Below are 11324 nucleotides of genomic sequence, written 5' to 3' on the forward strand. Positions count from 1 at the left end.
ATTCAAATATCTCTCGCTCATAACTATTCAATATTTTGACATTAAGTTAATTGGGTGAGCCAGAAAGGTAGAGAAACACTGCTTTTTTCTCTGAAATTAAAAACCATTACCAAACAGCAACTAACAACTAACAAAAGTAATTTGCAATCGGTTATGACGACAGAAGCTCAATCTAATTCAGAGCAACCTCAAATTTCCCTGGAAGCTAAACAACAAATTGAGCGTCTTCAAAAGAAAGTTGCTTCTCTAGAAGCCAAATTGCATCAAGAACAGAAAAAAGCACAGAATTACTTAAAATCACAGCAAAAAACCCAGCAAATTTTACAAAATATTATTGATACTATTCCTCAGACAGTTTTTTGGAAAGATCATAATTTAGTTTTTCAGGGTTGCGATCGCTCTTTTGCTCGACAAATGGGTTTAGATGACCCTCAAGATATTGTGAGTAAAACAGACTATGATTTTTTTGAGACAAAAGAAGAATCTGAGGCAATTAGACAAAGCGATCTCAAAATCATGAAGAATCGTACTCCTCAGTATCACCTTATTGAAACTCAGCAAAATGCCCAAAAAGAACAAATTTGGCTCGATACCAGTAAAGTACCTCTAAAAGATACTGAAGGTCATGTATACGGTATTTTAGGAATTTTAGAAGATGTCACAGAGCGTCTGCAAGCCGAAAAAGCGTTACAAGTTAGTGAAGACCGTTATCGCACTATTTTTGAAGAAACAGCTATTGGGATTGGGGAAATCGAGCCGATTACAACTCGTTTTATTCAGGTTAACCCAGAACTTTGCGAAATTTTGGGCTATCCAGAGCAAGATTTGTGTCAAAAGAAATTTTTAGAGATTACTCATCCTGAAGATTTTCCTCTCTCAGCGAATAAAATGCGCCAGTTACAGGAAAGGAAAATTGCCAAATATACTTTAGAAAAACGCTGTTTGCACCATGATGGCTACGAAGTTTGGACTAATGTAACCGTCTACTGGATTAATACCACATCAGGAGAAAGCCTGATCTCTGTGGTGGTGAAAGATATCAGCGAACAACAAGCAGCCCTTCAACAAAGGAAACAAACAGAAATACTGTTACATCAAAAAGCCAAGCAGTTACAAAAGCAAAATTTAGTCCTCAAAGAATTAACTAAAAACCCCGCCATTCACCAAGGAAAAGCGGATATTGCCTTTCAAGCCATTACTAAAGCGATCGCTGATATTATGGAGGTAGAGCGAGTCAGTATTTGGTTTTTTAAGGGTCGCAAAACCAAGTTAAAATGTGGCAACCTTTACGAATTGAGCTTAGATAGACACACTAAAAATCAAGAAATCTACTTAGCAGATTATCCTCATTATTTTCAAATTTTACAAACTGAAGGTACTATTTCCGCTCAAAAAGCTAGCATCGACCCCAGAACTCAAGAATTAGCCAACTCTTATCTTAAACCCCTCAATATCTACTCAATGATGAACACTTTTGTTTATCTTGCAGGGGAAAAAATTGGCATTATCTCTTTGGAACAGGTAGGTACTCATCGTGATTGGAGTTTGGAAGATGAAACCTTTTTGCGTTCTACTGCCGATTTAATTACATTGGCTCTGGAAGCTAGAAAACGAGCCTCTGCTCAAGCAACTTTAAGCCAGCAGTTAAAAAAAGCGATTTTACTTGAAGAAATTGTCTATCAGATTCGCAGTAGCCTCAATACAAAAACCATCTTTCAAACCACAGTAGATTTAATTGGTAAAACTTTTGGAGTAGATCGCTGTTATCTGGTTACTTATGAAGGGGCAATTACCTCTAATTCCCCTATTGTGGCAGAATACTGTACCAGTAATTTTCCGCGAATTTTAGATTTAGAACTTCCTCCCAAAAACAATCTTTATTTGGGGGCGATTTTTGCTCAAGAAGGAGCAGTCAGTTTTTCGGATGTTTATCGTACTGACTTATTATCATCAGCAGTATCTACCTATCGTCAAATTCAATTAAGATCGCTCTTAACAGTGCGTACTTCTTCTCAAGGAGAAATCAATGGTTGTTTAAATTTACATCAATGCGATCGCCATCGTCAATGGACACAAGACGAAATCGATCTCTTAGAAGCCGTAGCAGCCCAAGTAGGTGTTGCGATCGCCCAAGCTAAATTATTAGAACAAGAAACCATCCAAAAAATTCAATTCAACCGTCAAAACCAACAGCTACAAAGACAATTAGCAGCCATTGAAACCACCTCTGATGGGATGGCAATTTTAGAACAAGGCAAATATATCTATCTCAATCAGTCTCATGTAGAGCTTTTTGGCTATAGCGATCCTCAACAATTATTAGGGAAAAACTGGCATAGTCTCTATCTTCCCGAACAAATACAAAACATCAAAGCAGAAGCTTTTACGATTTTGGAGCAAATAGGCTCTTGGCGGGGGGAACTTAAAGCAATTCATCACAATGGTAGTCATTTTGATACGGAAGTTACTCTAACTATTGCCCGTGATGGTAATCTGATTTGTGTTTGCCGAGATATTACAGAACGAAAACAAGCAGAAGCGGTTCTGGCAAAACAGTTACAAAGAGAACTATTACTGAGTCAAATTACTTACGAAATTCGCCAAAGCCTTGATAGTCAAAGTATTTTTCAAATCGCTGCGTCCCAAATTGGTCTAGCTTTTCAAGCCAATCGCTGTGCTATCTATAGTTATGATGTTGATTCTAGTCTTCATATTCCTTTAGTTGCCGAACATTTGGAAGTTAGCTTTACTTCCCTGTGGGGAATGGAAATTTCTGTTAAAAATAATACCTATCTCGAAGTGATTCTGAAAGCAGACAAAGCGATTTCTTCTCCTAACATCTATGAAGAACCTGTTTTAGCTAACATTTTATCTCTCTATCAAAAGGTACAGTTAAAGTCGATGTTGGCAATTAGGACATCTTATCACGGTAAGCCCAATGGATTTATTGAAGTTCATCAATGCGATCGCTATCGGGTGTGGACAGATGAAGAAATCGATCTCCTAGAAGAAGTAGCAGTACAAGTAGGTATTGCTTTAGCCCAAGCTAGATTACTAGAAAAAGAGCAAAAACAACGTCAGGCACTAGAAATAGCCAAAAAAGAAGCAGACTTAGCTAATAGTGCTAAAAGTGAATTCTTGGCAAAAATGAGTCATGAATTACGAACACCTCTAAATGTCATTATTGGTTTCAGTCAATTGATGAGACGCAATAAAGCAACCACCACTAAGCAAAAAGAAACCCTAGACATTATTAATCGTAGTGGAGAACATTTACTAAACCTGATTAACGACATCCTCGATATGTCCAAAATTGAAGCAGGGAAAATCACCCTTCAAAAACATGATTTTGACCTGCAAGAGATGTTAAAAGACATCAAAGAGATGTTTATGCTCAAAGCAGAGTCTCAGGATATAACTCTGAAATTTGAAATTGTGAATTTGCTACCACAATATGTCAATAGCGATCTCCAAAAAATTCGTCAAATTCTGATTAATTTACTGAACAACGCTATCAAGTTTACCCATAAAGGAACTGTGACTTTAAGAGTATCATTGATGGAGGGAAAATCTGCAACCCAGCAAACAACAATCAAGATTTGCTTTGAAGTTTGCGATACAGGAGAAGGTATTGCTCCAGAAGAATTAAATTCTCTTTTTGAAGCTTTTACTCAAACTTCTAGCGGTAAAAAATCACAACAAGGAACGGGTTTAGGATTAGCCATTAGTAATACTTTCGTTGCAGTTTTAGGCGGAAAAATAACTGTAAAATCAGAACTGGGCAAGGGTAGTACATTCCAATTTACAATCCCGATGACTATTAGTGAAACTACCTCAGTAGAAAATACTCCTGAATATCAGGTTATTGGGTTAGAACCCCAATTTCGCGATCGCCGTATTTTAGTAGTAGATGACTCCGATGATAGTCGTTTATTACTGGTAACCTTACTCGAAGAAGTCGGTTTTCAGGTATTACAAGCAGCCAATGGCAAAGACGCGATCTCAGCTTGGCAGCAGTGGCAACCTCATTTAATTTTAATGGATATGCAAATGCCGATCCTAAATGGCTACAAAGCAACCAAACAGATTAGAAAGATCGCTCAAGAATCTCAGTTATCAAACCCAATTATTATTGCTTTAACCGCCAGTGCTTTTGAAGAAAGTCGCCATGAAATATTAGAACTTGGTTGTAATGATTTTATGCATAAACCTTTCCCCGAATCAGCCCTCTTTACAGCGATCGCCAAGCATTTAAAAATTGACTACATTTATCAAATCATTACTCCTAATTCTCAGAAAAACCAATTAGCCAAAAACTATGAATCTCTAAACAAAGAAACAATTAACCAAAAACTATCTCAAATAGATAAAGCTACTTTAAGTAGTCTATATCAAGCTAGCTTATGCCTCGATCAAGAACAAACAACTCAAATTATTACCCATATTACAGAACAAGATCGAACCATTGGCGACTGGTTACATCATTTACTAGATGACTTTAATTTTGAAAATATCATCGAACATTTAGAACAAGTTTTAGAAACAGAATAAAGGGATTGGTTAGTCTTTGGGAGGTCATAAGTAAAGGGGAAAGAGGTAATAGGTTAAAGTATTGCTCCTTCAACTTCCTTATCTTGGCTTCTACCTTCTGACTTCATTATGTGGTTGTTGAGTGCTTGTTATTATTTATTACTGAATAATGCCCTATCTCAAAAGTCCTTAAAAAAAACTACAAATTATTCAGTCTATCCTTGAAATATAGCCGATACAATTGAAAGCTAGCAATCGCTTCATTCCCTTTTAGCTTTATTAAACCCAAACTTTCTAACTGATATGCAGTAATTGATTCAAGCTGGATCGGTTCATATGATGAAATTACCTTTTTAAATGCTTGAGCCAACATTGGTTTATTATAAAAAATTGCTAAATAATAGCGTAAAATATCACGATAAATACTGGTTTCAGTGGGAGCATTTGCCACTAATTCTTGTAGAGTTAGATTATACTTTGCCAAATTATAAAAAGCTAACCTTGCCAAATAAGGATGACCCCCAATCAAATTCATTAAAGTTGTGAGATTATCGCTATCCGCACTTTTTCTCCAATCAAGTTGATGTCTTTGAGCTAAGTCCATCATTTGCTCTCGATTAAATTCAGGAAGAGTGACGGGTAATCCCACATTAAAGGGTGATTGGTTAAAATTCAAAGGAACATAGCTTTCTGTAGACTGAATAACAATTAAACGTAACTTTTGCCAGATAAGTAAATTATTTGCCTCTTCATGCCAAAAACGCAACAAAGATAGAAACTCTTGAGCAGTTTCTGTGTGTTCAAAAATTAGATGTAGCTTATCTAATGCTAGTACTAAAGGTTTATCTAGCTGATCTAAAATATGGTCTTGTAAATAAGAAGTGCAACTAACCTTAATTCCTAAATCTTTGTCCCAATATTCATCAATAATATTTTCTATTTCTAAAGCAGAACACAAATTAGCACAAAACCAACGTATTAACTGACTAAAATTATTGATAATTTTGCTATCAACTTGTTGCAGACTGAGTTTTACTGTGTTGTACTTAGACTCTTCGTCTGCTAGTATCCTTCTAAGCAGTGACTTTTTTCCCATATTCTTCGCTGCTTTGATACGAACTAACGCTCCTGGTTTAGCAATTTCTAGCCGACAAATTTCTTCAATGGGTGGTCGTTCGATATAAAAGTTAGAAACAGCAGCTATTGGCCCATCAGGTAACTCTAAAGGTATATTATTAGTTATATTTTGTCGGGATTGCTGCCTCAAAATAGAGCGAAAGTTATTTTTTGTTACTTTTTCTTCGCAAGCTTCTGTTAAGCTTTGCCACAGTCGAGAACCGACTACTCTAATATAATCAGCATCATAATCAGAATTTTCCGCAATTTGTTGATAAGTTTTTCCCTCCCAACATTCACGAAAAATCATCTCTTGCAATGTACTTAATCTTTGCGGTTGAACAAGATTATCTACTATGGCTAACGTTTCTTCAATATTCATTGTGACGCTGTAGTTTTATTGATACAAAATATTCCTTGTAGTCACTTTAATGACGTTATACTGAACTTCTTCTCTAAGTTATTATTTACTCAAAAATCATTGTTACCGCTATTTACTATTCCTGAATAAAATCGATTTTCGGCATAATTGTTAATTACAAGTTAGCTCGACATGACACTTCTTAATGTAATTTTAGGCTTGACATTAATTGTGTTAGCTATCTTTTTGGCACTCATCATAACTTTAGTCATTATAGATAACAAAAATTAGATATCTGACAATTAGCAAAAAATACAAATAATAACTATTACATCAAAGAAATAATAAGTTTATTTTATCTATAAAGCGATCTCGATTTGGGCTGTTTTCCAAATTAATACCGAAAATAATCGTTTTTTTTACTTTAATATACTTAGTAGGTTATGCTGAATGTCTAAGTATTTATTATTAAAATGTACGATATTGTACTTTGTAGTACGCTGTAAGTTATCGCCGCAATTCTACAATTACAGATTACTTTGTTAATCATTGACAATCACTATTTCTCACAGACAACTCAAAATTAAGTGTATTAGACTAATTTTTATTAGGTTAAAAAGCTATATTGGTAAATTGTCTTGTAGATTGTTCTTGAGCAATAAATTTGATTTTAATAAGACTTACTATTTTGTATAAAGTGTAAACCTACTAGCTTCTAATCCTGTAAAAAAAATAGGGATGTAATACGAGAATGAACCGTAATTATTTTGATTCAAAGTTAATCAGCTTTTTAGACGACCAATTCACATCTTGAGGGAGCTAAAAATCGAATATCGCTATGATCGTCAATAAAACCGCTCTTTTTGAGCTAAACTAGCAGTTAATTTCCTCCGTATTACACACTTCCATAATTCCTGATGTGTTTTTAGTATCTTCCTTGATGAGGCTTCCTAATCAAGGCGTTGTATTGCCAAGATCGCTACTTTTACTACCTCACAAGCTGTTAATTTTGATATACCCATGGATGAGCAACAGTTCTCACTACCAAACACAGACATTCTAATTGTTGATGATAAAGTAGAAAATCTTGATTTTTTGGCTCAAATGTTGAGAGAACACAATTATAAAGTTCGTTTAGCCACTAATGCCAAAATTGCTTTTAAATCAGCAAAGGTAGCCCCTCCCAATTTGGTGCTGTTGGATATCAATATGCCAGGGATGAACGGTTATGAGTTGTGTCGATTGCTTAAAAAAGAAGCAAATACTCAAGATATTCCCATTATTTTTTTAAGTGCTTCAGGGCAAACATTTAACAAAGTAGAAGCCTTCACTGCGGGGGGTGTTGACTATATAACTAAACCATTTGATATCAGTGAAGTTATCATTCGCATTGAAAATCAACTTAAACTGAAATTGGCTCAAGCAGAGATAGTCAAGCTCAACTTTAGTTTAGAGCAGAAAATTCAAGAGCGTACTGCCCAATTACAAGCTGAAATCCAGAAAAGAGAACGCGCTCAAGCAAAACTTCTCAGAATGGCTTTGCACGATTCTCTCACGGACTTACCAAATCGTAGTTGGTTTTTGCAACAGTTAAAGCAAGAGTTGGATAAAACTCAACAACAGCCAGATTATCAATTTGCTGTTATTTGTTTTGATTGCGACAACTTCAAAGTTATTAATGATTCTCTAGGACATGGCGTGGGAGATAGTTTACTCAAAGCAATTCCTTCTCGTTTGGAATGCTGTCTGCCTCAAGATAGCTTTATGGCTCGATTAGGAGGAGATGAATTTATTATCTTATTGCCTCATATTGGTAGTTTAGCCACTGCGATTACTACAACCTATAAAATTCAACAAGAATTTACTGCTCCGTTTTCTGTGGGCAAACGAGAAATCTGTCTCAATTTTAGTATTGGCATTGTATTAGGAACAGCCGAATACGATCAACCAGAAAAGATCTTAAGAAATGCTGATTTAGCCATGTATCAAGCCAAAGCTTTAGGCAAAGCACAATATCAGGTATACAATCAACAAATGCATCAACGTGCGGTAGAACGGTTACAGTTAGAGATAGATTTAAGAAACGCCCTCAAAAATAACGAATTTACTCTACATTACCAGCCAATTATTTGTCTCAAAACTGGTCACATCATTGGTTTTGAAAGCCTAGTACGCTGGCAACATCCCCAGTTAGGTATGATTTCTCCTGGTAAATTTATTCCCGTTGCAGAAGAAACAGGATTGATTATTCCTTTGGGGATTTGGGTGTTACAAGAAGCCTGTAGGCAAATTAAAGTTTGGCAACAAAAATACGATTCTTTTATTTCTTTGACTGTTAATGTCAATGTGGCAGTACAGCAATTTTCCTATAGTCGCTTGATCCAAGAAATTGACAAAATATTAGAAGAAACTCAATTGCCCTCTAGCTGTTTGAAATTAGAAATAACCGAAAGTGCCATCATGGAAAATAGTGATTCTGCTCACGCCATTTTACAAGAACTGAGAGATAGAAATATCAAGATTTGTATTGATGACTTTGGAACGGGTTATTCATCTTTAAGTTATTTACATCAGTTTCCCGTTGATAATTTAAAAATCGATCGCTCCTTTATCAGCAGAATTAAAAGCGTAGACGAACCAAATAAAGTAATTGATGCCATTGTTAATTTGGCACATTATTTAGATATTAGTGTGACCGCAGAGGGAATCGAAACACAAGAACAGCTAGACTATGCTAGAAACGTGAATTGTGAATACGCGCAGGGATATTTCTTCTTTAAGCCTTTAAATGCAGAAGCAGTAGAAGCCATGCAGTTACTCAATCAGAAAAAACCCCTATTTTTAAATGTTTAATTAAATTTTAGGGAAACTGAGCCGATAACAGTAAAAGGTTCACCAGCTTGAATTCCTCTAGTTCTATTAATGGGAGTACCTGTGATGTAATTAATATCGAAAATATTTTTGAAGTTTAAAGCTGTCCGCCAATTATCGCGCTGATAATAAATCCCAGCATTGGTTAGAAAGTAACTGTCCAATTCAAAGCTGTTATCTAAATCTCCTTGGCGTGAACCAATAAAATTAAAGCCCATACCAAAACCTAGTCCTTGTAAATCTCCCCGTTGAATTTCATAATTTGTCCAAAGACTAGCACTGTGTTCGGGAACTCCTGGTAATTTATTCCCCACTGGAATAGTATTATCTTCGGTAACTTCGGCATCAATATAGGAATAGGAAGCGGTAATATTTAATCCTGGTAAAATTTTGCCAATAATATCTAGTTCAATACCATTACTGTTTTGTTCCCCTGTAGCGACAGAAAATAGGGGATTATCGGGGTCTGCCGTAGCAACATTATTTTTAGTAATATCAAAATAAGCCAAAGTTGCTAAGAGTTTACCCGACAAAAATTCAGCTTTAGCTCCAATTTCGTATCCTTCTCCTGTTTCTGGTTCGAGTGCCACATCACCTTCTGCCACTTCTGCATTGGGAGTAAATGATTGTGAATAACTAGCGTAAAGCGATAAGTTTTGTAGTGGTTTGTAAACTATACCAAGATTAGGACTGAAAGCATCGTCATTTTGTGTAGTTTCAGTATCAGTGGTGTTGCTCGCGGTTTCTTGTTCTATTGTGTCATACCTAATACCTGCTGATGCGATCAGGCTATCAGTCAAGGAAACTTGGTCTTGGAGATAAATACCTAAACTATCTACTCTTATATCGGTGCTTTGGGAAACGGGTAAATCATCTTCTCCTGGCCTAGGAAATGCTCCATATACTGGAGCGAAAATGTTAATTGGTATTACTTCTGAAAAATCATTTCTTGATGTTTGCTCCGTTTGATTACGGGCTAGGTCGATTCCCAACAAAAGCTTATGTTCAATTGCTCCTGTATTAAACTTCCCGATAGCATTTGTCTGAAGAGAGTAATTTTCAACACCTACATCTTGAATAGCAAAGCTTCTATCAAGGTCACCTGTGGACTCATCTAGTGTGCCGATAAAGGGAAAATTGATGGCAGTCTCTAAATGATCGTCATTTTTATCGTATCTAAATGCGTTTCTTAATGTCCAATTGTCACTAAAGCGATGTTCTAAATTGTAGCCAACATTAAGAGACTCTTTTTCAATGAAATCATCTGGCTCATTAATAACACGATCGCGGGGAATGTCTGCTATTTCATCGCCTAAAGCAACTAAACCCGTATCAAAAGGAATGTATCCTATTGCTTCGGCAATAACGCCACTCAATGAACTAGCAATCAAACTGCCAAATGCCTTAATTGAGACTTGAAGGGTATAATCTGTACCAGCAGTATTGAGTTGGCTCTTATCCATCATTACGGTGAATTGAGCAGTATGAGTCATCCCAATAGCCATTTGGACAACAATACAAATTAGACAGATTAAGGCAAAGCTACTAATTCCCACTGCTGGAATTAGAAACAAGGCGATCGCCAAAGCCAGAAAAATACCAAAAATAATCAGCGATCGCTTTCTTCCCAAAGGAGTAATCAGAATTCCTGCAATTGGGGAGGCTACCATAGCAGAACTGGAGCCAATAATGCCGATTAAAAGACCGATATCTGAGAGAGAAAATCCTAAGTCTACCAGCAAGGGTCTAAACATGGTAAACGCCATTCTCGCACCCATCGTGTAGGATATCGTAGTTAACAGCCATTGACCCATTCCTCGCCGACGACAGAAGTTAATCAGACCCATAAAATCAGGCTTTTTAGCAAAAGAGGGAGTTTTTACTTGTTCTTGGTGTAGCCAAATGGGAATTGAAGCTAATAAAACTAAAACGGCTAAAGTAAGCAGACTAGCTTGCCATCCTAAGCGATTGAGCAACAATAACATTCCGCCACCGCCTAGAATTGCGCCTAAATAGTTACCCGCACTTTGTACCCCATTACCCAAACCTCGTTCTTCAGGAGAAAGTAAACTAATTGCTAGAGCATCTGTGGCAATATCCTGAGTAGCTGCTAAAAAAGAAACTAAAAAGAGGCTAAATACGATCGCAGCTATATTTTGCTCAATATCTAAAAAAGCACACAAAACTAAAGTAAGAGCAAGCAAACTCTGACAAACCAAAATCCAGGGACGATAATGCTCTTTGCTATTAAAACTATAGCGATCTACTAACGGCGACCAAATAAATTTAAGCGTCCAGGGAATTGTAATCAGCGACAGCAAGTAAAGTCAGTGAAAGGGTCGCCCCTTCCACTGCTCTCCAAAACGTAGCGTGATAGTTTCCTATCACTACGCTCCTCAGTAATACGGCTGCTGTCATCAGTACGCCTTTAAATCATTGTTGTAAT

At 36.4% G+C, this 11324-nt stretch carries 4 protein-coding genes; 2 read left to right on the forward strand and 2 right to left on the reverse strand.

All coding sequences use genetic code 11. The features are described from left to right. Positions 1-54 precede the first annotated feature (54 nt). Positions 55-4551: a PAS domain S-box protein gene (locus tag H1P_RS10690; protein WP_144867025.1), complete on the forward strand. Its 4497-nt coding sequence runs from the start codon at positions 55-57 to the stop codon at positions 4549-4551. A 178-nt stretch (positions 4552-4729) separates the two neighbouring features. Here the strand turns inward: H1P_RS10690 and H1P_RS10695 are convergent, their stop codons facing one another. Next, positions 4730-6028: an AAA-like domain-containing protein gene (locus tag H1P_RS10695; RefSeq protein ID WP_144867027.1), complete on the reverse strand. Its 1299-nt coding sequence runs from the start codon at positions 6026-6028 to the stop codon at positions 4730-4732. 999 nt (positions 6029-7027) lie between these two features. Between H1P_RS10695 and H1P_RS10700 the strand changes: the two genes are divergently transcribed. Beyond that, positions 7028-8860, forward strand: coding sequence for a two-component system response regulator (locus H1P_RS10700; RefSeq protein ID WP_144867029.1), 1833 nt, complete (start codon positions 7028-7030; stop codon positions 8858-8860). Here the strand turns inward: H1P_RS10700 and H1P_RS37355 are convergent. Continuing rightward, positions 8857-11199: a TonB-dependent siderophore receptor gene (locus tag H1P_RS37355; protein ID WP_222427012.1), complete on the reverse strand. Its 2343-nt coding sequence runs from the start codon at positions 11197-11199 to the stop codon at positions 8857-8859. The genes H1P_RS10700 and H1P_RS37355 overlap by 4 nt on opposite strands. Positions 11200-11324: the final 125 nt, after the last annotated feature.

The organism is Hyella patelloides LEGE 07179, assembly GCF_900659865.1.
Classification (GTDB): domain Bacteria; phylum Cyanobacteriota; class Cyanobacteriia; order Cyanobacteriales; family Xenococcaceae; genus Hyella; species Hyella patelloides.

Coding starts and splice junctions, on each gene's coding strand:
- H1P_RS10695 (WP_144867027.1), bottom strand. CDS start 6,028: ATGAATATTGAAGAAACGTTAGCCATAGTAGATAATCTTGTTCAACCG.
- H1P_RS10700 (WP_144867029.1), top strand. CDS start 7,028: ATGGATGAGCAACAGTTCTCACTACCAAACACAGACATTCTAATTGTT.